The 23,064-nt window shown below is 61.7% G+C and carries 18 protein-coding genes; 8 read left to right on the top strand and 10 right to left on the bottom strand.

Annotated elements, in window-relative coordinates; translation table 11 throughout:
• Positions 1-346: 346 nt before the first annotated feature.
• Positions 347-1,549, top strand: coding sequence for an MFS transporter (locus BMY73_RS05285; RefSeq protein WP_092405559.1), 1,203 nt, complete (start codon positions 347-349; stop codon positions 1,547-1,549).
• Positions 1,550-1,786: 237 nt separating this feature from the next.
• Here BMY73_RS05285 and BMY73_RS05275 read toward each other — a convergent pair whose 3' ends face one another.
• The 5 genes from BMY73_RS05275 to BMY73_RS05255 all read right to left on the bottom strand — a co-directional run bounded on the left by BMY73_RS05275 (position 1,787) and on the right by BMY73_RS05255 (position 7,832).
• Complete coding sequence (locus BMY73_RS05275) at positions 1,787-4,036, bottom strand: xanthine dehydrogenase family protein molybdopterin-binding subunit (RefSeq protein ID WP_092405555.1); 2,250 nt, start codon at positions 4,034-4,036, stop codon at positions 1,787-1,789.
• Positions 4,033-4,497, bottom strand: a complete 465-nt coding sequence (locus BMY73_RS05270; protein ID WP_062381845.1) for a (2Fe-2S)-binding protein — start codon at positions 4,495-4,497, stop codon at positions 4,033-4,035. The genes BMY73_RS05275 and BMY73_RS05270 overlap by 4 nt, the downstream gene beginning before the upstream one ends.
• Positions 4,494-5,768, bottom strand: coding sequence for a cytochrome c (locus tag BMY73_RS05265; RefSeq protein WP_092405553.1), 1,275 nt, complete (start codon positions 5,766-5,768; stop codon positions 4,494-4,496). Before BMY73_RS05265 ends, BMY73_RS05270 begins: the two co-directional genes overlap by 4 nt.
• 96 nt (positions 5,769-5,864) lie before the next feature.
• Positions 5,865-6,755, bottom strand: a complete 891-nt coding sequence (locus BMY73_RS05260; RefSeq protein WP_092405551.1) for a helix-turn-helix domain-containing protein — start codon at positions 6,753-6,755, stop codon at positions 5,865-5,867.
• A gap of 84 nt (positions 6,756-6,839) precedes the next feature.
• Complete coding sequence (locus tag BMY73_RS05255; protein WP_062381848.1) at positions 6,840-7,832, bottom strand: MBL fold metallo-hydrolase; 993 nt, start codon at positions 7,830-7,832, stop codon at positions 6,840-6,842.
• Between the two features lie 260 nt (positions 7,833-8,092).
• Here BMY73_RS05255 and BMY73_RS05250 point away from each other — a divergent pair, with 260 nt between their 5' ends.
• Positions 8,093-9,523: a mechanosensitive ion channel family protein gene (locus BMY73_RS05250; protein WP_062381849.1), complete on the top strand. Its 1,431-nt coding sequence runs from the start codon at positions 8,093-8,095 to the stop codon at positions 9,521-9,523.
• A 1,468-nt stretch (positions 9,524-10,991) separates the two neighbouring features.
• Here the strand turns inward: BMY73_RS05250 and BMY73_RS05240 are convergent.
• The 3 genes from BMY73_RS05240 to BMY73_RS05230 all read right to left on the bottom strand — a co-directional run bounded on the left by BMY73_RS05240 (position 10,992) and on the right by BMY73_RS05230 (position 13,875).
• The gene (locus tag BMY73_RS05240; RefSeq protein WP_092405547.1) at positions 10,992-11,465 is read right to left on the bottom strand and encodes a Dps family protein; all 474 of its coding nucleotides are present in this window, start codon (positions 11,463-11,465) and stop codon (positions 10,992-10,994) included.
• Between the two features lie 152 nt (positions 11,466-11,617).
• Complete coding sequence (locus BMY73_RS05235) at positions 11,618-11,815, bottom strand: YbdD/YjiX family protein (RefSeq protein WP_092405545.1); 198 nt, start codon at positions 11,813-11,815, stop codon at positions 11,618-11,620.
• Positions 11,815-13,875 carry a carbon starvation CstA family protein gene (locus BMY73_RS05230; RefSeq protein ID WP_092405543.1) on the bottom strand — a complete coding sequence of 687 codons (2,061 nt, stop codon included), beginning with the start codon at positions 13,873-13,875 and terminating at the stop codon, positions 11,815-11,817. Before BMY73_RS05230 ends, BMY73_RS05235 begins: the two co-directional genes overlap by 1 nt.
• 382 nt (positions 13,876-14,257) lie before the next feature.
• Between BMY73_RS05230 and BMY73_RS05225 the strand changes: the two genes are divergently transcribed.
• A complete protein-coding gene (locus BMY73_RS05225; RefSeq protein ID WP_092405541.1) occupies positions 14,258-15,616 on the top strand; it encodes a cache domain-containing protein in 1,359 nt (452 codons plus the stop codon).
• Between the two features lie 34 nt (positions 15,617-15,650).
• A complete protein-coding gene (locus tag BMY73_RS05220; RefSeq protein ID WP_062381854.1) occupies positions 15,651-16,283 on the top strand; it encodes a response regulator in 633 nt (210 codons plus the stop codon).
• Between the two features lie 39 nt (positions 16,284-16,322).
• Here the strand turns inward: BMY73_RS05220 and BMY73_RS05215 are convergent, their stop codons facing one another.
• On the bottom strand, positions 16,323-17,816 hold the full coding sequence (locus BMY73_RS05215; protein WP_092405539.1) for a HAMP domain-containing sensor histidine kinase: 1,494 nt from the start codon (positions 17,814-17,816) through the stop codon (positions 16,323-16,325).
• Positions 17,813-18,541 carry a response regulator transcription factor gene (locus BMY73_RS05210; protein WP_092405537.1) on the bottom strand — a complete coding sequence of 243 codons (729 nt, stop codon included), beginning with the start codon at positions 18,539-18,541 and terminating at the stop codon, positions 17,813-17,815. The genes BMY73_RS05215 and BMY73_RS05210 overlap by 4 nt, the downstream gene beginning before the upstream one ends.
• Before the next feature lie 186 nt (positions 18,542-18,727).
• Between BMY73_RS05210 and msrB the strand changes: the two genes are divergently transcribed.
• The 4 genes from msrB to BMY73_RS05190 all read left to right on the top strand — a co-directional run bounded on the left by msrB (position 18,728) and on the right by BMY73_RS05190 (position 22,926).
• Complete coding sequence (msrB, locus tag BMY73_RS05205; RefSeq protein WP_062381857.1) at positions 18,728-19,258, top strand: peptide-methionine (R)-S-oxide reductase MsrB; 531 nt, start codon at positions 18,728-18,730, stop codon at positions 19,256-19,258.
• 194 nt (positions 19,259-19,452) lie between these two features.
• Complete coding sequence (locus tag BMY73_RS05200) at positions 19,453-21,276, top strand: cytochrome c biogenesis protein DipZ (protein ID WP_092405535.1); 1,824 nt, start codon at positions 19,453-19,455, stop codon at positions 21,274-21,276.
• Between the two features lie 26 nt (positions 21,277-21,302).
• The gene (msrA, locus tag BMY73_RS05195; RefSeq protein WP_092405533.1) at positions 21,303-22,040 is read left to right on the top strand and encodes a peptide-methionine (S)-S-oxide reductase MsrA; all 738 of its coding nucleotides are present in this window, start codon (positions 21,303-21,305) and stop codon (positions 22,038-22,040) included.
• Positions 22,041-22,275: 235 nt separating this feature from the next.
• Entirely contained in the window at positions 22,276-22,926 is a 651-nt protein-coding gene (locus tag BMY73_RS05190; RefSeq protein WP_062381860.1) for a hypothetical protein, read from the top strand.
• Positions 22,927-23,064 lie beyond the last annotated feature (138 nt).

Here is a 23,064-nt window from a genome sequence, read left to right as displayed (position 1 = left end):
CGCCCTGAGATCGCCGAACGCAGGCACGGAGTCATTCTCTCGTGCGCACGTACAACGCAGCTGATCCATTTTTAGTCAGCATTCATCTAATCAGCAAATCACAATGATCGATATTATCCGTAGGGGTAGTGACGACGAAGTAATTGATCTAACGAATGCTCATCTGCCAGAAACGAAGCACTATATTGGCGGATCGTTAGTTGGTAATAAAGAGCGGGGGCATTGCATAACCAGCAACACGGTTTTGCAACGGGACCCCATTCTCGGCGTTTAACGTCTGCTTTAACGTTTGCGGCAATCGTCGACACTGATCGACTTGTCCTGACCACTGAACGAGCTGACAGATATGACCACTCCCCTGACTTCCACGCTCAAGGCACCCGCGCACCGCTTGTCCCGCGCCATGGTGCTGCTCTTTGCGTTTTGCTGCGGCGCCATCGTCGCCAATCTTTATTACGCTCAACCCATCGTTGAGCTCATCGCGCCAGACCTGGGGCTCTCGTCCAGCCACGCCAGCCTGATCGTGTCGCTGACCCAGATCGGGTATGCGCTGGGTCTGCTGTTTCTGGTACCGCTGTCCGACCTGGTCGAGAACCGCAAACTGATGATCGCCACCGCGGTGGTGGCAGGCGCCAGCCTGCTGGCGGCCGCAACGCTGCAACACGCCAATGGCTTTTTGCTGGTTTCACTGGTGATCGGCTTCAGCTCGGTATCGGTGCAGATGCTGATTCCATTGGCCGCCCACCTGGCACCCGAACAGTCTCGCGGTCAGGTCGTGGGCAACATCATGAGCGGCCTGCTGCTGGGTATCCTGCTTGCCCGTCCGTTGTCGAGCCTGATTGCCGACCATTTCGGGTGGCGCGCGGTATTCCTCTACGCTGCTGTGGTGATGCTGGCGATCATCGCCGTGCTGGCACTGACCATTCCCCGCCGCGTGCCCGACCATAAAGCCTCGTACGGTCAGTTGTTGAAATCGCTGATGACGCTGATGCGTCGGCATGCCGTGCTGCGCCAGCGGGCGCTGTATCAGGGACTGCTGTTCGCGGCATTCAGTTTGTTCTGGACCGCCGTGCCGATGGAATTGGCCCGTCGCTTCGGTTTGTCGCAGACCCAGATCGCGGTCTTCGCGCTGGTGGGTGCGATGGGTGCGATAGCCGCGCCGATCGCGGGTCGGCTGGCCGACAGAGGCCTCACCCAACGTGCTTCGCTGGTAGCGTTGGTGCTGGCCCCCATTGCGTTTTTGCTGGGACTCAAAGGCCCGGGCTACAGCGTGATCGGGCTGGCGGTTACGGGTGTCTTGCTGGATTTTGCGGTGCAGATGAGCATGGTCTTGGGTCAACGGGCGATCTATGCACTGGATCCGGCGAGCCGTGGACGTTTGAATGCGCTGTACATGACGAGCATCTTTGTCGGCGGCGCGATAGGTTCGGCGCTGGCCAGCGGACTGTATGAACACCATGGCTGGCAGGGTGTGATTGCGCTGGGAGCAAGTCTGCCGGTGCTGGCGCTTGCGGTGTTTCTGGTCGTTGGCTTTACGAAGCGCGTGTAGCTGCTGATCGGCGTTATCACGAACCTCAACACCTCGGAGCCTGGGCTTCCGGGGTGTTTTTTTGGGTGACACTGACGTGGCGTGGGTGGATCGGGTTGATCGTTCCCACGCTCCGCGTGGTAACGCTGCGACCGACGCTCTGCGTCCATGGGGACGCGGAGCGTCCTGGCAGGCATTCCCACGCAGAGCGTGGGAACGATCCTACGATCCTACTCGTCCACACTGTCCGCGCGGCTTTCACGCCTCACGCTGCCAGCCCCTTCTCGCCAACGGCAAATCCACCAACCGCCGCCCGACTGCCTGACTCAGCGCATTCCCCAACGCCGCCGCCATCGGCCCCTGCACGATCTCCGCCGCCCCCAGGAACGGCTGGCCCGGCTGATCGATCAGCTCAACCTCCACCTGACGCGGCAGCGCCGGAAACCGGATGATCGGATAACCGCTCCAGTCATAACTGCGCACACCTTGCGGGTCATAATCCACCTGCTCGTACAACGTCCAGCTGGCCGATTGTACGATCCCGCCCTCGACCTGATTGCGCAGGCCATCCGGCGATACGATCTGCCCGACGTCCACCGCGGTGACCACCCGGTCGATCACCACCTCGCCCGTCTGCCGCTGAACATGCACCTGAACCGCGATCGCGCAGTAGCCCATGATGTTCTTGTAACGCGCGAAGGCAAAGCCAATGCCGCTGCCGGGACCGGGGGCCTTTTGCGGCCAGCCAAACGTTTTGGCCGCGTGTTCGATCACGGCCCGTGCGCGGGGATCGCTGAGGTTCTGCAAGCGAAACTGAACCGGATCGACGCCCGCCTGTGCCGCCAGCTCGTCGATCGCGCTTTCGATGCTAAAGACGTTGATGTGCGCCCCCAACGAGCGCATCGCCGATGTCCGGAACGGCATCTGCGTGACGAACGTCATGTTGATCAGGCTGTTGGCGACGTCATACAACGGCACGACGTTTCGGTCACCGTCGCCCTCGGGCTGGGCAATGGGCACCGAAGGCGCAGGCGTAAAGGGCCGGGCGAGTAACCACGAGGGCATCAAGCGCCCGGCATTGACGATGCGCTCGTTGTGCGGCGTGGTCCACAGTTCCGTGTTCCAGTGCTGCAGGCGGCCGGAACCGTCCATCCCGACGTCCAGCTCGACACGCATCGCCGAGCTGTAGGGCTCCCAGAGATTTTCCTGCTCGCGCATCCATTGCAACCGCACGGGCTGGCCCGGCATCGCCATCGCGATCAATGCAGCGTCGGCAGCGGCATCGTCGGCACCGTTGTGGCCATAACACCCCGAACCCTCGACGTGGATGCAACGCACTTGCTGCACAGGCAGCCCGACCATCTCGGCGATGCCCGCTCGCAACGGATAGACACCCTGGGTGTGCGTCCAGACAGTCAACACACCCTCCTTAAACCAGGCCACCGAGCACGACGGCCCGATAGACCCATGCATCAGGTATTGCTTGGTGACCCTGGCTTTCCAGACGTGCGCCCCGGGTTCATCAGGCGTGCCTTTGCGAGCGATGGGATAACGGCGCGAAGGAAGCTCAGTCAACCGTTGATGAATCGTCGCGGCGTCAGGCAACGGATTGCCGTCGGACCAACGCGCCACTTCGTAGCCTTTGCGCATGGCCTTGATTGCCTGCCATTCATCTTTGGCGACCACGGCCAGGTAGCTGCCGTCACGCACCAGCTTGAGCACGCCGTCCATGTGTTCGATCACGGCCTGGTCAATCTCGAGCAACTGGCTGCCGCGCCTCGGCGGACGGATCACCCGCGCATGCAACATGCCGGGCAGTCGCATGTCCTGCACATAGCTGGCGCCGCCGCTGACCTTGCCCGGAATGTCCAGACGCGGCATCGAGTGTCCGATCAACGTAAAGTGTTCGGGAGATTTGGGCGGCGAACCCGCACTCGCATAGCGATGCAATTGCACGCCCGCCACGGCCTGGGCGTAGGTCATGGAGCGACCTTGCGGCCCGAGCACGTTGGCATCGCGGGTGCTGAGTACATCGACCGGCTGCCCCCACTGGCGTGCCGCGGAGTCCAGGAGCAACTGTCGAACCTGCGCAGCCGCGTTGAACAACGCAGTGCCGCTGTCGAACATCGTGTGGCTGCCCGCCGTGTAGCCCTCATTGGGCGTCAGCGCGGTGTCGGCGGTCAGGAACCGAATGGACTGCGGCGTGACCTCAAGGCGCTCCGCGGCGACTTGCAGCAACGCCGTCTTGACGCCCGTCCCCAACTCGACCTTGCCGGTGTACACGGTGATGCCGTTCTGCTCATCGATGCGAATCCACGCATCAAGAAACGGATTGGTGCGCAGACTGCCCGGCAAATCCGGCGCCAATACCTGAGTGCCGAGCGTGTCGACTTCAGTGTCGGCAAACGCACGACCGGCGCCAGGGACCATGGCGAAGCCCACCACCAGTGCCCCATTGATCAGGAAGGCACGGCGGCCGTGATCGACCTCCTCATGGGGCTTCTTCATGCTTTCACCCCGCTGGCAACCACGGCTTTGATCGCTGAAAAAATTCTCATGTGAGTGCCGCAGCGGCACAGGTTGGGCGCCATGTGTTCGCGGATCTGCTCATCAGAGGGATGCGGCACCGTTTCGATCAACGCCTGGGCGCGCATGATCATCCCGGCAATGCAGTACCCGCATTGCGCGGCCTGCGCATCGATGAACGCGGCCTGCAACGGTCCGGGTTTTTCCGCGCTGCCGAGTCCTTCCACCGTGCGGACAGGTTTACCCGACGCCGCAACGGCCGGCATCAGGCAGGAAAACACCGGTTTGTCACCGACCATCACGGTGCACGCGCCACATTGACCCAGGCCACAACCATACTTGGCGCCATTGAGTGCCAGGTGATTACGCAAGGCATATAACAGCGGCATGTCGGGATCGATGTCCAGTTGATGATCCTTGCCGTTGACGTTCAGGGTAATCATTTCGACGCTCCCTCATGGCGAATCGTGTTGACAGTTTTTTCCAGGTCGGCCCAGGGTTTCGCGGCGCAGGCCTGGCTGCGCAGGTAACCGGCCAAGGTGGCGATATGGGCGTCGTCCAGAGAGTCGGCAAATGCCGGCATGTAATGGCTGGGCGCGCGGGTCGACAGAGGTATGCCTTCGAGGATCGTCTTGATCAGGTTGCGCGGACTGTCTGACGTCGCCGCCGACACCACGCTCAGGCCTGGCCGGTCGTCGATCGTGCGCATCGGTGCACCGCCGCCATGGCAGCCTGCGCAGGCGCCCTCGAACAGCGCCGCGCCCTCGCTATGATCGGGCCTGATCGGTGCCGGGGACGCCGCGACACAACTGGACGCCGGCGTGGTTTTGTCAGAGGTCAGGCCAAGAATGTATTCGGCGACGGCTTCGGCATCCTCCCGTGGCAGTTGAACCATGCTCAGGCTGACCGGCAGCATCGGCCCGGCGGCGCCGCCATGCCCTGGCGCCACCTCACCACGCAGGTAGGCCACCAGTTGCTCCGATGTCCAGGGATTGGCCGCGCGCGCCATGCCGGTCAGTGCCGGCGCATGCCAGCCATCCACCAGACCGCCTTCCAGGTGCTCGCTGGACTTCTCGCCGCCAATGAAATTCAGCGGTGTGTGGCACGACGAACAATGCCCCGCGCCCTCGACCAGGTAACGGCCCCGGTTCCAGCGCTCCGACTGCCCTGCGACCGGTACTAACGGGTCGTCACGCAGGAACAGCAGGTTCCAGAACGACACCAAGGGGCGGAAGTTCATCGGGAACATCATGTGGTTTTCCGGCGCACGCGCCTGCACCGGATCGACGCTCATCAGGTAAGCGTAAGCGTCGCTGATGTCGGCGTCCGACATCCGGCTGTAATGCACGTACGGAAACGCCGGATAAAGGAAATGCCCGTCGCGGGAGATGCCTTTGCGCATCGCACGGACAAACGCTTCCTCGGGCCAGCCGCCGATACCAGTGTCCCGGTCAGGGGTGATGTTGGTGGTATAGAGCGTGCCGAAGGGCGTCACCAGCGGCAGCCCGCCCGCCATGTACGCACCGCCAGGACGCGTGTGGCAGACGGCACAGTCACCCTGCTCCACGACCCTGGCGCCACGCTCGATCTTCAGCGCATCGGCCATCACCGGTGCATCGAGCGGTTTGATGGACGGGCGCCACATCATCGCAGCACACACGATCACGCCGATCAATGCGATCAGCAGCACTGCCCAGAGCGTCATTCGCTTCATGGTCGGGCCTTCCTCGGATTCACGGCTTGTTGAGCAGGCAATCTAGCGGTCGGCTCGCTGACCGGCTTGTACGGCTGTGCTGTTCCAGCGCCTGATTCACGCGTCGAATTCAAATACCTGGTTCGAGAACCCCGTTCCACGTTGCCGATGGCGCCAGGCACTGGGGGTTTCACCGGTCAGACGCGTGAACACACGGGTCAGGTGCGGCTGATCGGCAAAGCCGCAGTCCTGAGCGATCTGCGCCATCGGGATCGTCGGGACGGCACGCAGCATTTCGCGCGCACGCTCGACACGCATCTTCAGCAACCAGGCATGAGGCGCGATGCCGGTGGCCTGCTTGAAGGCCCGGGAAAAATGGCTGCGGGTGAGCCCACATTCCCCGGCAATGCGCTCGACCGACAACTCACCGTCCAGTTGACTGGCGATCATGTCCTTGGCGATTGCCAATTGAGCAGAGCTCAGTGCCGCGTGAGGCTTGCCGGACGGCGGTGTGACTCGCCCGTAGTGATCAATCGCGTGGCTGCACATCGCCAATAAGAGATGATCGAGAAACAGCCGGTTGGCGGTCTCGGGTTGCTGTAGAGCGGGCAACATGGCCTGGGCGAGGTGATACAGCACGGCATCCTGAGTGCCGCCCTGATCGTACCGAAACACACCTATCTTCTTCCCGTCACGGTCAGCCTGCAGTTCGTCCAGCGTCTGACGGGAGATCGTCAGTCGAAGGTTGTCGTATGCCGAGCGGTGCTGGCAGCGAAGCTCATCGCCCATGAAGGGCAACGACACGCTGCCCGCACGGTAACCGCCCGAATAGTTCAGACGCCGCCCGTGCCACAAGCGATGAGCCGAGAAATCCTGCAACTGGACGATGATCGAGAAGGCATCGACGCAGGGAATATCGGTGATCTTTTCAGGATCGGGCGTTGTCTGGCGGATGCGCACGGCGGTGAATCTGTCGCAGCTGAGGTGTTTGATCAGGGGTGCATTCAAGGATGGCTCCTCGTCCAGAGTCCTGTTTGATTGGCTCAGCCAACCGACCACTCCCTGTATATGGACGGCTGGCTCTTCGCAATGTTAGTCGACCAGCGGCACATGCGCCGCCCGCTGGTAAGGACCGTATTCGACAGGCACCCACTGAAAATGCTTGCCGACGGTTTCGATATGGCCGGTGCCCGGGAACGGCAGGTGAGCGGCCGCCACCCAGACTTTGCGCCTGGCCGCATCACTGAACACCGCATCGCGGCTGGCAATGGCGTTCTTGCTGTTCTCGTCGAACGCGATGCTGACCTCTGGGTGCTCGAATTGTACGGCGAGGTTGTGCACCAGATCACCGATGAACACGATGCTCTGCCCGTTCGATGTGAACTGATACGTCGTGCTGCCCGGCGTGTGCCCGGCCTCCAGGGTGGTGCGTACTTCAGCGACCGGCGACTGACCCGGGTTGAAGGTCTTGAAGCGGCCTGCCGCGATATAAGGCGCCGTCGAATCCTGGGCGATCCGGAAATAGGCTTTGGCCTGTTCCGGCACACGATTCAGCGCAGTCGGGTCCAGCCAGTAATCGGCTTCAGGCTTGGCGGCGTACACCGTCGCGTTGGCGAACACCGGCTGTTTGTTGGCATCCACCAGCCCACACACGTGATCCAGGTGCAAATGCGTCAGCAAGATGGTGTCGACCTGTTCCGGCTGATACCCGGCGGCCTTGATGTTTTGCGGCAGCATGCCGGCGGTTTCACCGATGCATTGCCCGGCGCCGGTGTCGACCAGAATCAGGTTTTTGCCCGTGTTGATCAGAAAAGCATTGAATGCAGTCTGCACACCCGGCGTCTCGATGGCATGCCTGGCCAGGAGCGCGCGAATCTCTTCGGGCTTCATGCCTTTGAGCAGTTTGGGGGACAGGTCGTTGTACCCGTCGAACAGCGCGGTGACTTCGTAATCGCCCACGGCAAGACGGAAGTAACCCGGGACTTGGGTTTTCTGCTGTGCCGGAGGCTGGGCGGCCGCAAAGGGGGCAGACAAGGCCAGACCGAGCCCCGCAATCAAGGCCAAAGGGGACAGAGAAGCGCGCATGGAAAGCCTCGAATCGATGAGGAAAGAGGCGATCGATGGTGACGCTGATGCCCACCAGGCGATTGAAGCAATGTGCTTGTTTTGAGGCTACTCCGGCTGCTCGTTTGTTTCCCCCGGATTAAAGCGGAGTTGAATGCCTGGGCCACCCGCCCGGCTTACCCGACATTGCACGCCTCATCGGTTATAGACATCCCGTCATTCCTGTCCCTACCATCCGCGCGTGCCACAGCGTCCTGCCACTTTCCAGCGGATATCCCCCAATGCCTACAGCAGCCCCTCATTATTCACTGGCCTGGAGCCTGCTTTTGCTGTTGTTCGACGTCGTCGCCTGGCACCTCCTGGCCGAGCGTCACCGCCTGGCGAGGATCGCCACCCGACTGGCAGGGTTCGTCGCCTACAGTCTGGTGATCATCAGTGCCGGCGTCAGCCCGCTGGAAGCGCCGGCCTGGCCGGACGACAGTGCACTTCAGTTCGGCGCGACGGCGCTGGCGATCGTCTGGTGGATGTACGCCGCCCGCACCCTGACCGTCTTGCTGGGCCTGTTGCTGACCGGGCGCGTCGGCCACAGCGGGCGACTGCTGCAAGAGGTCATCGGCGCGGTGATTTTCCTGATCGCGATCGTTGCGGCGGCCGGGTATGTGCTGCAGTTGCCGGTGAAGGGCCTGCTGGCGACATCCGGCGCGATGGCGATCATCGTCGGCCTCGCGCTGCAAAGCACATTGAGCGATGTGTTCTCCGGAATCATCCTTAACACCACCAAGCCTTACCAGGTGGACGACTCGATTTCCATCGACGGCATGGAAGGCAAGGTCATGGACATTGACTGGCGCGCCACGCACCTGCTCACGGGTGTCGGCACCATGGTGGTGATTCCCAACTCAGTGGCGGCCAAGGCGAAAATCGTGAATTTGAGCCGACCAGTCAATATTCACGGGGTGTCGATCAACATCATGATGTCTCCCCACATTCGCCCGCGCCGGGTGCTCGATGCGCTCGAGCGCGCATTGCAGGGCTGCAGTGCGCTGTTGCCGACACCTCGCCCTCGCGCGGTCGTTAAAGACACCAGCCCGACGACCATTGAATACTCCGTCACCGGTTTTATCAGCGACCTGGCGAACAAGAGCGATGTACGCAATCTGCTGTTCGACCTGGCGTATCGGCACCTGGAGGCCGCCGGCATTGCCTGGCAATCGGAAACTACCGCCGAAGCGGTGTCACGGCCCAGGGCATTACTGGACGAGGTCAAAGTTTTCCGTACCAGTACAGCCGAGGAGAAAGCGCAGTTGGCGCAGACCATGGTGTCGCGCGAATACACCACCGGACAGACCATCGTCGAACTGGGAGACATCACCGACGGGTTGCTGGTCATCGCCACCGGCGTGGTCTCGGCCAACGTCCCGGACGGCAGCAACATGGTCGAGGTCGGACGCATGGGGCCGGGCGAAGTGATGGGTGAACAGAGTGTACTCGCCGACACGCCGTCCGAGGCCCGCTTCGTCGCCCTCACCTCCTGCGTGGTCTACCGCATCGACAAAGCCGCCACCCGCCAGTGCATGGAACACCGCGCCGACATCACCACCGCGCTGAACAAACTGCAGGCGATTCGTCAGCAAAGCAGCCAGCACGTGCTGCTGCGCAAACCGGTGGTGATCAAGAAGAACAATTTTCTGGGCTGGTTGCAGAAGCGTTGATTCAGCGGCCCGTGCAGTCCTCTCTCGATTGAGGCGGGGTGGGTGGGCTTGTTGGGTTCGTGGGAATCGTGGGGTTCGTGGGGATCGGGGATCGTGGGGTTTGGCGTTGGGAGGGTGGGCAGATCCGTTATCTCGGGTGGCGCCGATTCACCTTTCCGCCCCTCCGGCGGGTCACTTTTGAAAAGGCACCAAAAGTAACCAAAAGTGCCCAGCTCCTGGTTTGGCCCTCGTTCCTCGGGTACCCGCACTCCGACGACGCTCCGTGGGCCCGCGCCGAACGGGCATCCATGCCCTGACGGCGCTCTCGCGGCATCCATGCCGCTCGACCCACTGCGCGTCGTCTGCGTTTGGCCTGCACCCAAGTCGCGATTTGTGCTGTCTGGACTGTCGCGTATATGAACAGCATGGACTGGAGCTAACGCTCCTCGCTTTCTTGGTCTGTGCATCAATCTCCCCGCGCTACTCTTTACTGTAGGAGCGTGGCTTGTCCCGCGATCTGGCGCGCAGCGGCAGCAAAACCAAACGACCCGGTTATGCCTGACACTCCGCATGCACCGGGTTTGCTGCCGGTTCCCGGCAGATCGCGGGGCAAGGTGGAGCGCCACCCCGGCAGCTCCTACGCCCTGCGGGCAGAAGCGGTGTCTCGATAAACCCAAGATCGCGATCTGGCGGTATGCCGCGTGCTGCTGATTCACGCCGAAACTGTAGGAGCGCGCTTGCTCTGGGCCGCACTCGGACGATCTGGCGCGCAGCGGCAGCAAAATCAGGCGACTTGGTTGTACCTGACACTCTGCATGCACCGGGTTTGTTGGGTTCGCTGGATTCGTGGGGTTTGGCATTGGGATTGTGAGCAGATCCGTTTTCTCGGGTGGCGCCGATCCACCTTTCCGCCCCTCCGGCGGGTCACTTTTGAAAAGGCACCAAAAGTGTAACCAAAAGTGCCCAGCTCCTGGTTTGGCCTGCACCCAAGTCGCGTTTTGTGGTGTCAGGACTGTCACGTATATGAACAGCTCGGGCTGGAGCTAACGCTCATCGCATTCTTGGGGCGTGCATCCATTTCCCGCGCACCTCTCTCTTGTAGGAGCGTGGCTTGTCCCGCGATCTGGCGCGAAGCGGCAGCAAAATCAGACGACCCGGTTATGCCTGACACTCTGCATGCACCGGATTTGCTGCCGGTTCCCGGCAAATCGCGGGCAAGCGCGCTCCTACGCCCGACGGGCAGAAGCGAAGTTGTGATAGACGCCGGATCGCGATCTGACGGTATGCCGCCTGCTGCTGGTTCACGCCGAAACTGTAGGAGCGCGCTTGCTCTGGGCCGCACTCGGACGATCTGGCGCGCAGCGGCAGCAAAATCAGACGATGCGGTACGCCTGAGACAGCACGGCGTCTGGATTTGCTGCAGGGCGCCTGCAACATAAAAAAGCCCCTGAGCCAAAAAGCATCAGGGGCCGATTGAAACCCGTTCAGGTCATTCGTCTTCCAGCAGCGAGCGCAACATCCACGCCGCCTTTTCGTGAACCTGCATGCGCTGGGTCAGCAGGTCGGCGGTCGGTTCGTCGCTGACTTTTTCCAGTAGCGGGAAGAGTCCGCGTGCGGTTCGGGTGACGGTTTCCTGGCCTTCCACGAGCTGTCTGATCATGTCGGTTGCCGCCGGCACACCCGGCTCTTCCTTGATCGACGACAGGCGTGCATAGGTCGAATAGGTGCCAGGCGCCGGAAAGCCCAGTGCCCGGATACGTTCGGCGATGGCGTCGACGGCGGTGGCGAGTTCCGTGTATTGCTCCTCGAACAACAGGTGCAAGGTGCGAAACATCGGACCGGTGACGTTCCAGTGGAAGTTGTGGGTTTTAAGGTACAGCACGTAGGTGTCGGAGATCAGCCGCGATAAACCCTCGACGATCTCCGCGCGATCCTGTTCGTTGATGCCGATTTCAATAGCCATGTTGGTGCTCCCTGATGGTCTGTTTTCTCGTGATGGGACCATTCTAGGGAGCTGTCCGCCATGCCGGAAATCATCCGTGACAATCGCAACCATCGACCATCGCTATGACCCGGCGTGGCGTTTATGTGCCCCAATCACTGCGGCTCATCGGGTCAGCAGCATTTCGGACCGGCCTTGCCGCCGTAGCGGGCGTCCTGGCGTTCGCGAAAGAACGTTTCGTACGGCATCACTGGCTGGTCCGGGTGAGTCTTTTGCATGTGCTCGACGTAGTTATCGTAGTCCGGCATGCCCACCATCAGGCGGGCCGCCTGCCCGAGATATTTGCCGAGGCGACTCAGGTCATTGAACATCAGCGTACTTCCGGCATCGCCTGGAACGGTGCTTCCTTGTCACTGCGCTCCTTCTTGACCCATGCCGTGCGGCCGACTTTCACCGCGTAGAACAGGATGCTCAGGACCACGAACAGGAACAGCGTGGTCAGCGCCGCGTTGGTGTACGCGTTGAAGATCACGTGCTGCATCTGCTCGACGGTCTTGGCCGGTGCCAGGATCTGACCAGCGTCAGCCGCCGTGCTGTATTTCTTCGCCAGCGCCAGGAAACCTACGGCCGGGCTCGGGTCGAACAGCTTGATGAAGCCAGCGGTGACGGTGCAGATCAGCAGCCACGAAGCGGGCAGGATGGTGACCCACACGTACTGTTGACGCTTCATCTTGATCAGGACCACGGTCGCCAGCATCAGCGCGATACCGGCCAGCATCTGGTTGGAGATGCCGAACAGCGGCCACAAGGTGTTGATGCCGCCCAGTGGATCGATCACGCCCTGATACAGCAGGTAACCCCATAGGGCCACGCAACCACCGGTGCCAATCACGTTGGCGGTCCAGGACTCTGTGCGTTTGAGCGCGGGTACAAAGCTGCCCAGCAGGTCTTGCAGCATGAAGCGACCGGCACGGGTACCGGCGTCAACCGCCGTCAGGATGAACAACGCCTCGAACAGGATCGCGAAGTGGTACCAGAACGCCATGGTGTTTTGACCGGGCAGCACCTGATGCAGGATCTGCGCGATACCGACGGCCAGCGTCGGTGCACCACCGGCACGGGCCAGAACGGTGTTTTCACCGATGTCCTTGGCCACGGCGGTCAGTGCTTCGGGGGTGATCGCAAAGCCCCATCCGGTGATGGTCTGAGCCACTGCAACCACGTCACCACCCACCACTGCCGCAGGGCTGTTCATGGCGAAGTACACGCCCGGATCGATGACCGACGCGGCAACCATGGCCATGATCGCTACGAAGGACTCCATCAGCATGCCGCCGTAACCGATGTAACGGGCGTTCTTCTCGTTATCCAGCAGTTTCGGCGTGGTGCCCGAAGAGATCAGCGCATGGAAACCCGACACGGCACCGCAGGCGATGGTGATGAACAGAAACGGGAACAGAGCGCCTTTCCAGACCGGACCGGTGCCGTCGGTGAACTGGGTCAGGGCCGGCATTTTCAGCTCGGGCGCCAGAACCAGAATGCCTATCGCCAGCGCGACGATGGTGCCGATTTTCAGGAAGGTCGACAGGTAGTCACGGGGTGCCAGCAGCAGCCAGACCGGCAACATCGCGGCCACGAAACCGTAACCGACCAGCATCCAGGTGATCTGCACACCGGTGAAGGTGAAGGCATGCGCCCACTCAGGGCTTGCCGCGACCTGACCACCGGCCCAGATCGACAGCAGCAAGAGCACGACGCCGATGATCGAAATCTCGCCGATACGACCCGGACGGATGTAGCGCATGTACACGCCCATGAACATCGCGATGGGGATGGTCGCCAGCACCGTGAACATGCCCCAAGGGCTTTCGGCCAGGGCCTTGACCACGATCAGCGCCAGCACCGCGAGGATGATGATCATGATCAGGAAGCAGCCGAACAAGGCGATGGTGCCGGGAATGCGGCCCATTTCCTCACGGACCATGTCGCCCAGCGAGCGGCCATTACGGCGGGTGGACAGGAACAGGATCATGAAGTCCTGGACCGCGCCAGCCAGTACGACACCGGCGATCAGCCAGAGCGTGCCGGGCAGGTAACCCATTTGCGCAGCCAGCACCGGGCCGACGAGCGGACCAGCGCCCGCGATAGCCGCAAAGTGATGGCCGAACAGAATGTGTTTGTTGGTGGGAACGTAATCCAGGCCGTCATTGTTGATCACCGCAGGCGTGGCCCGGGTCGGATCAAGTTGCATGACGTGATTGGCGATGAACAGGCTGTAGTAGCGGTACGCAACCAGATAGATGGCGACAGCTGCGACGACAATCCAGAGTGCGTTGATGGCTTCGCCGCGGCGCAGCGCGACGACACCCAAGGCGCATGCCCCAAGGGCAGCGACGGCGAACCAACCCAGATGTTTGGTCAGTCGGGTCATTGTGGGTCTCCTGCCCAAGCTCATGGCTTGCGGCGTCATTGTTATTGTGTGCACCGGGATAACGGAGCGTCGCCACTATCCCCGCTGCTGTCACGCAGAGAAATTCGTATTACTACGGGATCAACTGCGTAGTACTACGCAGACCTCACACAGTCTCTGTAGGAGCGTGGCTTGTCCCGCGATCGGCGGGGAACCGGGCGTAAAGCCTCCCATCGCGGTATACCTGAAACACCCCGTCGATCGACTTTACTGCCGCTTCGCGCCAGATCGCGGGACAAGCCACGCTCCTACAAACCGCGTCAGCCATTGTAATGATGCGCTGACAGCCCCCAAGCGTGTCTAATACTGCCCACAAGACACCCGCCCCGCCGGACATTTCCCCATGCAACTCAAACACAAGATCGTCGCCCTTGGCATTTTGCCGCTGATTCTGGCCGTGTCGGTGATCTGCGCGCTGGTCATCGTGCAAAATCAACGGCTGGGCGAGCAGCAAGCACAGCTGATCGAAGACAGCATCCTGGCCAGCAAGCGCGCCGAACTGAAAAATTACGTAGAAATGGCGATGAGCGCCCTGGCACCGATCTACGACAGCGGGCGCAACGACGAACAGACCAAACAGCAGGTGCTCGAAGAATTGTCCAAGCTGAGCTTCGGCATCGACGGCTATTTCTTCGTGTACGACCAGAACGGCCGCAACCTGATGCACCCGCGCCAGGCCGCGCTGGTGGGCAAGGACCTGTGGAACATGACCGACCCGCAAGGGCTGCTGGTGATCCGCGCGTTGCTGCACAGCGCACAATCCGGCGATGGCTTCCAGCACTACGCCTGGGAAAAACCGTCGACCGGTCAGGTCACCGGCAAACTCGCCCACGTCGTCATGCTCAAGCGCTGGGGCTGGATGCTGGGGACCGGCATCTACCTGGAAGATGTGGAGCGCGCCACGCAACAGGCACGACAGGAAGTGGCGCGCGGCATCTACGCCACCATGCTCGACATCGGTGCCGTGGCCCTGATCGCGGTGCTGCTGGTCTTTGTCTGCGGTGTCACCCTCAACGCCAGCGAACACCGCCTGGCCGACCGTAAGCTGCAGATGCTCAACCAGCGCATCATGAATTTGCAGGAGGAAGAACGCTCCCGGCTTTCACGAGAATTGCACGACGGCATCAGCCAGGTCCTGGTGTCGATCAAATTCCAGTTCGAACTGGCCGGGTTGCAGCTGGAAGGCAATGACCAGCGAGGCCTGGACACCCTGCGTCAGGGCACCGAACGCCTTGGCGATGCCATCGGTGAAATCCGCACCATTTCCCACGATCTGCGCCCTTCCCTGCTCGACACCCTGGGCCTGGCCGCCGCCGTCACGCAATTGGTCGCCGAATTCGAGCAACAGACCGGCCTGACGATTCACTACACCCATAACCTGGGCAACCTGAAACTGGCGGAAGGTGCGCCGGTTGCGCTGTTCCGGATCCTTCAGGAGGCGCTGACCAACATCGAGCGCCACGCCCACGCACAGAACGTGTATATCGACCTGCAAGGCGCCCGCAACCAGGTGCAGTTGACCGTCCGCGACGACGGTGTCGGCTTTCGCGCCGATGTCGCCCACCTCCAGGAGATACAGGGCGGCATCGGATTGCGTAATATCCGCGAGCGCGTCGAACACTTCCACGGTCAACTCAACCTGTACTCAGCGCCGGGCCATAGCGAGTTGACGGTCACCCTGCCGGTGAGTGTCGCCGCGTGAATACTCTCTTCAGAACAGGAACCCTCTTGCCATCATGAGCGCCAGTCAGACCATCCGTATTGCCCTGGTCGACGACCATTCTCTGGTCCGCGATGGCGTGCGCGCACTGCTGTCCACCCGCCCCCTGTTCGAGGTGGTGGGTGAAGCCGAAAACGCCGCCGACGCCGTGACGATGTGCGAATCGCTCAAGCCGGACATCCTGCTGGTGGACATCGGCCTGCAGGACATGAACGGGCTGGAGTTGACCCAACTGATTCGCCAACGCTGCCCGGCGATCAAGATTCTGATCCTGAGCATGTATGACAATCAGGAATACGTGGCCACTTCGATCCGGGCGGGCGCCAGCGGTTACGTGCTGAAGAACGCCCCGTCCAGGGAAATCCTCGCGGCCATCGAAGCCATTGTCACCGGCGGCACGTTTTACAGTGCCGAGGTGACGCTGAAACTGGTGTCGAAGAAACCCGAAGAGAACGAATTGACGCCCCGTGAGGTGCAGGTGCTCGTGGGACTGGCCAAAGGGCTGGACAACAAAACCATCGCCCGGGACCTGGCGATCAGCGTCAGGACCGTGGAAACCCACCGCCTGAGCATCCGCCGCAAGCTAAAAGTCGACAAACCGGCGGGGTTGGTGAAGTACGCGATGGAGCATGGGTTGTTGTTGCCGTAATCAGCCATCACACCGATCGACAATCAGGCTGTCCATACGTTATTCCTGCGGCAATGCCTTCTCTGCCGTCCCCTGATCCACCGGCAGCGCAAACCTGAACGTCGCCCCCTGCCCCGGCACATCGATCAACTCAATCCTGTGCCCGTGCAGTTGCAGAATCTGGTGCACGATCCGCAAGCCGAGTCCGCCGTCGCGCCGGGCGCCGCCGATGTTGAACGGCCGCAGGAACAGCCCTTTACGCAGTTCCGGAGCGATCCCCGGTCCGCTGTCGCTGACGGTCACCTCGACGAACTGACCCTTGGGCAGCAGTGACACGGTGACTTTTCCACCGGCGGGTGTGTGCCGCAGGGCGTTGTCCAGCAGATTGGTCAGCACCCGTTCGATCAGGCCTAGGTCGGCGTGAACCCCCGGCACGGACGGCGCGAAACTCGGCGTCAGGGTGACGGCCTTGGCTTCGGCGCTCAGCTCGAACTTCTGAAAGATGTCCTGCACCAGATCCGTCAACGAGAAACGCTCGACCACCGGGACGACAAAGCCATGCTCCAGTCGCACCAGCTCCAGCAGCGACTGGGCAAGTCCGCCGACCTTGCGGCTCTGGTCCAGCGCGATCCCCAGATAACGTCGACGTTCCTCGGAGCTGAGGCTGGCATCCTTGACCGACAGCACTTCCAGGTAACCGTGCAACGACGCCAAGGGCGTGCGCAAGTCATGCGAAATATTGGCGACCAGCTCACGCCGGTCCTGACTCTGCCGGGTCAATGTCTGCCATTGCTCGCTCAACCGGTTCTGCATCTGTTTGAACGTCGCGTCCAGCACGGCGATCTCGTCATGCCCCTCACGCGCTCGCTCGACCGACGCGTTCGGCAGCGCCACCGGCGCGGCATTGATGTCGAAGCGTCCCACCGAATCGGTCAACCGTCGCAGGGGCCTGGTGATCCAGCGGAAGGCCGCCAGCCCCGCCAAAAGACACAACAAGGCAATCAAACCGATGGACCACAGGGCCGTGTTCAACGCTTCGCTGGTGGCGCCACGCTCGGCAAACCGGTCATGGGCCTCGCCCAACAGCACCACGTACAAAAACCCCGAAGGCTTGCCCATCACCATCAACGGTGCCGCGCTGAACACCTTGCGCGCGTCCATGCTGCGGGGGTCGTCACCCAGAATCGGCAGCGGCGCCCCGCTGAGCAATTGACGCACCGGCTCCAGATTGACCCGATCGCGCAGGATCCGGTCTTTGGGCGCGGCATCACCGACGATCTTGCCGTCCGTGTCCAACAGGTAAACCTCGACGCTGGGGTTGACCAGCATCAACTGACTGAACAACTCGCGCACCGCATCCGGCTTGAGGCCGTTGGCGTCCATCAACTGCGTGTCGCGGGCGATGTGCTGGGCGAGGTCACGGGACAGGCCTTGAACCACTTCCAGCTCGTGCATTTTGTTGGAGCGCACCTGCAGCCACACCGAAGTGCCACAGCAGATCAGCAGCAACAGGGCGAAGACCAGCGACAGCCGCTGGCTCAGGGTCATCTTCACGATGCGTCCCCCGCCGACTCACCGGGTGCCGCGAACTTGTAACCGCGCCCCCACACCGTGAGGATCCGCAACGGTTGTGCCGGATCGGCTTCGATTTTGGCGCGCAGCCGATTGATGTGGGTGTTGACAGTGTGCTCGTAGCCTTCGTGGTTGTAGCCCCAGACGGAGTTGAGCAGGTCGAGCCTGGAGAAGACTTTGCCCGGTTGGCGGGCGAAGAAGTACAACAGGTCGAACTCTCGCGGCGTCAGGTCCAGCAAACGGCCTTCCAGCGAGGCCTCACGGGTCAACGGATCGATGAACAACCCGGCGCTCGACAGGCTGCCAGCGTCCATCTTCAGGTTACGTGCCATGGCGTCGACCCGACGCAACAAGGCTTTGACCCGCGCCACCAGTTCCATCATCGAGAACGGTTTGGCCAGGTAGTCATCGGCGCCCAGCTCCAGGCCGAGGATCCGGTGCATTTCGCTGGAGCGGGCGCTGGTGATGATGATGGGCGTGTAGCGGGTCATGGCGCGGGCGCGGCGGCAAATCTCCAGGCCGTCCACGCCCGGCAGCATCAGATCCAGTATCAATGCGTCCCAGCCGCCCTGCTCCAGCAGGCGCAGGCCCTTTTCGCCGTCGGCACTGTGTACCACGTCGAATTGCTCATCCCGCAGATGCAGGCAAATCAGGTCGGCGATATGGCTATCGTCCTCGACCACCAGAATGCGTTTGGGCTGATCCATTGAAAGCGAACCTTACGGGCGCATCGTTTGCGCAATGAAGCCATTGTGCCGATTTTGTCGGCGCGCAGTTATCACGAATTGTTTAACTCTCGGTGAGGATTCCGGGAACAGCGCGCGCCTAGTCTTGCCTCCATCGCATCCAAGGCCCGATCCGAAAGCGGAACGGGCCATGCCGAGGAGATCATCATGCTTTCAAGAAGACAGTTCATGGTGCTGAGCAGCAGCGTCGGGGTTGCCGCCATTGCGCTGGGCGTCCTGCCCAAATTCGCCGACGGCGAAACCATGACCCCGCACAGCGCGTTAATGGAAGATCAGCCCATCGGCAGTTTCGAAGTCAGTCACACCGACGCTGAATGGCACGCGCTGCTCAGCGACGAACAGTTTCAGGTGCTGCGCCGTGAAGCCACCGAGCGCCCGTACAGCAGTCCGCTGAACGACGAGCACCGCAGTGGCACGTTTGCCTGCGCCGGTTGCCAGTTGCCGCTGTTTTCCTCGACCACCAAATTCGACAGCCACACCGGTTGGCCCAGTTTCTGGCAGCCGCTGGACAACGCCACGGCGATCCGCACCGACACCTCGTTCGGCGTGTTGCGTAAGGAAGTCCACTGTCGCCGTTGCGGCGGACACCTGGGCCACGTCTTCACCGACGGCCCCAAACCCACCGGCCTGCGCTATTGCATGAACGGGCTGGCCATGCGTTTTGCCGAACAGACGTGACGACACCGGACTTGTAGGAGCGTGGCTTGTCCCGCGATCGGCGGGGAACCCGTCGTAATACCTGAGAATGCCGTTTGTCTGGATCAACGCGTGATCTGAATCTACGACGACTTCGTCGCCGATCGCGGGACAAGCCACGCTCCTACAAATGTGCCGTCGCTTTCAAACCGGATTTATCTGAAGGGAATTAACCCATGCTCCTGATCATCCTTGCCTACCTCGGCGGCGTGCTGACCATCGTCAGCCCTTGCATTCTGCCGGTGCTGCCATTTGTCTTTGCCCGCACCGGACAACCCTTTGTGCGCAGTGGCCTGCCGTTATTGGTGGGCATGGCGGTGACCTTTGCGCTGGTGGCGACACTGGCGGCGGTCGGCGGTGGCTGGGTTGTGCAACTCAATCAGTACGGACGCGGACTGGCGCTGATTTTCGTCGCGCTGTTCGGCCTCACGTTGCTGCTGCCCAAGCTGGCCGAGCGCCTGACCCGGCCATTGGTGGCCGCGGGCAGTCGCTTATCCGAAAACGCGGGCGTGGACGCCAGACCCAGCCCATGGGCGTCGTTCATGATCGGCGTCGCCACCGGGCTGCTGTGGGCGCCGTGCGCCGGGCCTATCCTCGGTCTGGTATTGACCGGCGCGGCACTGCAAGGCGCCAGCATTGGCACCACCCTGCTGCTGTTGGCGTATGCCGCCGGCGCCGCGACCTCCCTGGCCCTCGCATTGCTGCTGGGAGGCAAGGTGTTCACGGCAATGAAACGCTCACTGGGTGCCGGTGAGTGGATTCGTCGCGGGCTGGGTGCCGCCATGCTGGCAGGTGTAGCCGCCATCGCACTGGGGCTGGACACCGGGATTCTGGCGCGCGTGTCGACGGCATCGACTGGTGGCCTGGAACAGTCGCTGGTCGGTCGCCTGACGGGGCATGCCCAGCCCGACGGTAACGTGATGCAGGGCGGCGCGATGATGGCGCAGAACATCCCCGGTCGCGACGAAAACGGCGCCCGCATGCAGGCTTCAGGGGCAATGATGATGGCGGCGAACAACACCACCTCGAGCCTGCCGGTCGAAGGCCAACTGCCTTCGCTCGATGGCGCCGTCCAGTGGTTGAACTCCGCCCCGCTGACCGCCGAACAACTGAAAGGCAAAGTGGTGCTGGTGGATTTCTGGACCTACTCCTGCATCAACTGCCTGCGCACCCTGCCCTACGTCAAAGCCTGGGCCGACAAATACCGTGACCAGGGTCTGGTGGTGATCGGCGTTCATGCTCCCGAGTTTGCGTTCGAACGCGACGTGAAAAACGTCACCAAGGCGATGGCCGACCTGGGCATCCATTACCCGGTGGCCATCGACAACGACTACAGGATCTGGCGCGCCTTCAATAACCAGTACTGGCCGGCCCATTACTTTGCCGACGCCCAGGGCCGGATCCGCTACCACCACTTCGGTGAAGGCGCCTACGACGAGTCCGAGCGCGTGATTCAGGAGCTGCTGCGCGAAGCGGGTCACCATCAGATCACCACCGACCTGATCGATGCCAACGGCAAGGGTGTGCAGCAGGCTGCGGACATGGGCGAGGTCAAGTCGCCAGAAACCTATCTGGGCTTCGAACGCGCCGAGAACTTCGTCTCGCCGGGTGGCGCCAAAACTGACCGCGCCGCCCATTACAGTACGCCGAACAGCCTGGCACTCAACCACTGGGGTCTGGACGGACAATGGACCATCGGCGCCGAAGGCGCGAGCCTGGCCGCCGCAAACGGCAAGATTGTCTATCGCTTCCACGCCCGTGATTTGCACCTGGTCCTCGGCCCTGGCAGCGACGGCAAGCCGGTGCGTTTCAACGTCATGATCGACGGTCAGGCCCCCGGTGCATCCCATGGCACTGACGTTGCCCCGGACGGCAGCGGCATCGTGACCGAACAACGTTTGTACCAGCTCGTGCGTCAATCCGGCGATGTCGCCGACCATACCTTCAGCATCGAATTCACCGACCCGGGCGTGTCCGCTTACGCCTTCACCTTCGGTTGATTCCGCCCGTTTCAGGAGTGTCAGACATGAAAAAGCTCAGTGTTTCCCGTTTTACCGCTGCATTGCCTGCCTGGCGCCGCAACGGCCTTCGGTTGTTTGCCGGGGCCGTGCTGCTGCAAACCGCCGCCTGCTCGTTCGCCGGCGCTGAAGATGCCGTGAGCATCGCGCCGCCACAGCAGGACGAAAAGGTCAGCACCTCACACAGCGAGACGGCGGTGCTCGCGGGGGGCTGTTTCTGGGGTGTCCAGGGTGTGTTTCAGCATGTGCAGGGCGTAAAAAAAGTCGTGTCCGGTTACGCCGGCGGCAAAGCCGACACCGCGCAATACGACCGTGTCAGTGAGGGCGATACCGGGCACGCCGAGTCGGTGGAAGTCACCTTCGACCCGACCCAGGTGAGCTACGGCACATTGCTGCAAATCTTCTTCTCGGTGGCCCACAACCCCACCGAACTGAACCGTCAAGGCCCGGACCATGGCACTCAATACCGTTCGGCGATATTCCCCGAGACACCGGAGCAGCAGGCGGTGGCCCAGGCGTACATCGCCCAGCTCGATGCCGCCAAATCGTTCAACGCACCGATTGTTACCAAAATCGAGCAGTACAACGGGTTTTATCCGGCCGAGGACTATCACCAGAATTTCCTGACCACCCACCCGAGCTACCCGTACATCGTGATCAACGACTTGCCCAAGGTCAGTCAGCTGAAGCAGTTGTTCGCCGACCGGTACAGCGAGCAACCGGTGTTGCTGAAAACCGGGCAGTAGCCTGACACGGGGGTGGATTCTGCCCGGCGTCGGCGGCTCTCGGGCGGGTGAACAAACCAAAGTATGACCACCGAAAACGTACGTATCAGCCCGCAAAACCCACGTACAAGTGACCTCGGTCGGTGACAGGGATACCGTTAACTCATTCCTGTCGCCCAGGCCGATCCTTCTTCAGACGCTGAGAACCAGACCGAAACGCACAGGCCCTTCAAAACCCACTGTGAGGAGATTGATCATGTTTGCCGAACTCAATCCACGGCCTGCGCTGAACGCCGAATTCGCTGCCGACGCCCACGGTTTGTACACCACTCTGCACGGTCACGAGCGTGACGCTTTTCTGCAACTGCTCAATGAACACCTGCAGACGTCCGAGCAGGTCGGGGCATTTGCCAGAGAGGTGCGCTGGCGTTTGCGCAAGCTGAATTACAAGGCCCTCAAGGAATTGTTCAAGGGCCTCGATCAATCAACCCAGCAGTTCATGGTGTTCCTGCGGGCAAGGATTCACGGGCTCAGCGGCACCACGACTCAGGACGTGCCGGCTGCGCTGCCACTGGCGGATGCCGAGCTGGCCCCGGGGTTTCGGGAATGCTTCAAAGCGATCCATGAGTTGTCACAGCGGCTGGCCGCGTTGACCGCGCGTGCGCAGCCATTCATGGACAACGCCGTCGACGCGGGTGACTACGCCACGGCTAACCTGGTCAGTGAATTGCTGTACCGGACCAATCAACTGATCTGCAAAATCAAGCTGGACATTCCGACCGGGGCCTCGTTCACCAGCGAATGCCGCCAGACCACCCGACCTCATTCCTGGTTTTCGACCATGGAGGTGTGGGCACAAAGCCCGGCCCTGCTGGCCGTTACCGCGCTGGACAGTCATCGCCTTTAGCGTCACCTGCCGGACTTTTCTCTCCTCCCTTTGGCGCCCTTAACGGGCGCTTTTTTTATCTTCGGGTGATCGGCGGGCGAGTTACACGAAAAAGGCGCACGAGCGTCCAAGAACAGGCTCGCTGATCCGGCGAGACTG

This window comes from Pseudomonas sp. NFACC02, from assembly GCF_900110765.1.
Lineage (GTDB): Bacteria > Pseudomonadota > Gammaproteobacteria > Pseudomonadales > Pseudomonadaceae > Aquipseudomonas.
The sequence above is the reverse complement of the archived record's forward strand: the minus strand, read 5'-3'. Positions and strand labels throughout refer to the sequence as shown.

What these genes read in the sequence shown, in the direction of transcription:
- BMY73_RS05285 (WP_092405559.1), top strand. Translation starts at nt 347, where the DNA reads ATGACCACTCCCCTGACTTCCACGCTCAAGGCACCCGCGCACCGCTTG.
- BMY73_RS05275 (WP_092405555.1), bottom strand. Translation starts at nt 4,036, where the DNA reads ATGAAGAAGCCCCATGAGGAGGTCGATCACGGCCGCCGTGCCTTCCTG.
- BMY73_RS05270 (WP_062381845.1), bottom strand. Translation starts at nt 4,497, where the DNA reads ATGATTACCCTGAACGTCAACGGCAAGGATCATCAACTGGACATCGAT.
- BMY73_RS05265 (WP_092405553.1), bottom strand. Translation starts at nt 5,768, where the DNA reads ATGAAGCGAATGACGCTCTGGGCAGTGCTGCTGATCGCATTGATCGGC.
- BMY73_RS05255 (WP_062381848.1), bottom strand. Translation starts at nt 7,832, where the DNA reads ATGCGCGCTTCTCTGTCCCCTTTGGCCTTGATTGCGGGGCTCGGTCTG.
- BMY73_RS05250 (WP_062381849.1), top strand. Translation starts at nt 8,093, where the DNA reads ATGCCTACAGCAGCCCCTCATTATTCACTGGCCTGGAGCCTGCTTTTG.
- BMY73_RS05240 (WP_092405547.1), bottom strand. Translation starts at nt 11,465, where the DNA reads ATGGCTATTGAAATCGGCATCAACGAACAGGATCGCGCGGAGATCGTC.
- BMY73_RS05235 (WP_092405545.1), bottom strand. Translation starts at nt 11,815, where the DNA reads ATGTTCAATGACCTGAGTCGCCTCGGCAAATATCTCGGGCAGGCGGCC.
- BMY73_RS05230 (WP_092405543.1), bottom strand. Translation starts at nt 13,875, where the DNA reads ATGACCCGACTGACCAAACATCTGGGTTGGTTCGCCGTCGCTGCCCTT.
- BMY73_RS05225 (WP_092405541.1), top strand. Translation starts at nt 14,258, where the DNA reads ATGCAACTCAAACACAAGATCGTCGCCCTTGGCATTTTGCCGCTGATT.
- BMY73_RS05220 (WP_062381854.1), top strand. Translation starts at nt 15,651, where the DNA reads ATGAGCGCCAGTCAGACCATCCGTATTGCCCTGGTCGACGACCATTCT.
- BMY73_RS05210 (WP_092405537.1), bottom strand. Translation starts at nt 18,541, where the DNA reads ATGGATCAGCCCAAACGCATTCTGGTGGTCGAGGACGATAGCCATATC.
- msrB (WP_062381857.1), top strand. Translation starts at nt 18,728, where the DNA reads ATGCTTTCAAGAAGACAGTTCATGGTGCTGAGCAGCAGCGTCGGGGTT.
- BMY73_RS05200 (WP_092405535.1), top strand. Translation starts at nt 19,453, where the DNA reads ATGCTCCTGATCATCCTTGCCTACCTCGGCGGCGTGCTGACCATCGTC.
- msrA (WP_092405533.1), top strand. Translation starts at nt 21,303, where the DNA reads ATGAAAAAGCTCAGTGTTTCCCGTTTTACCGCTGCATTGCCTGCCTGG.
- BMY73_RS05190 (WP_062381860.1), top strand. Translation starts at nt 22,276, where the DNA reads ATGTTTGCCGAACTCAATCCACGGCCTGCGCTGAACGCCGAATTCGCT.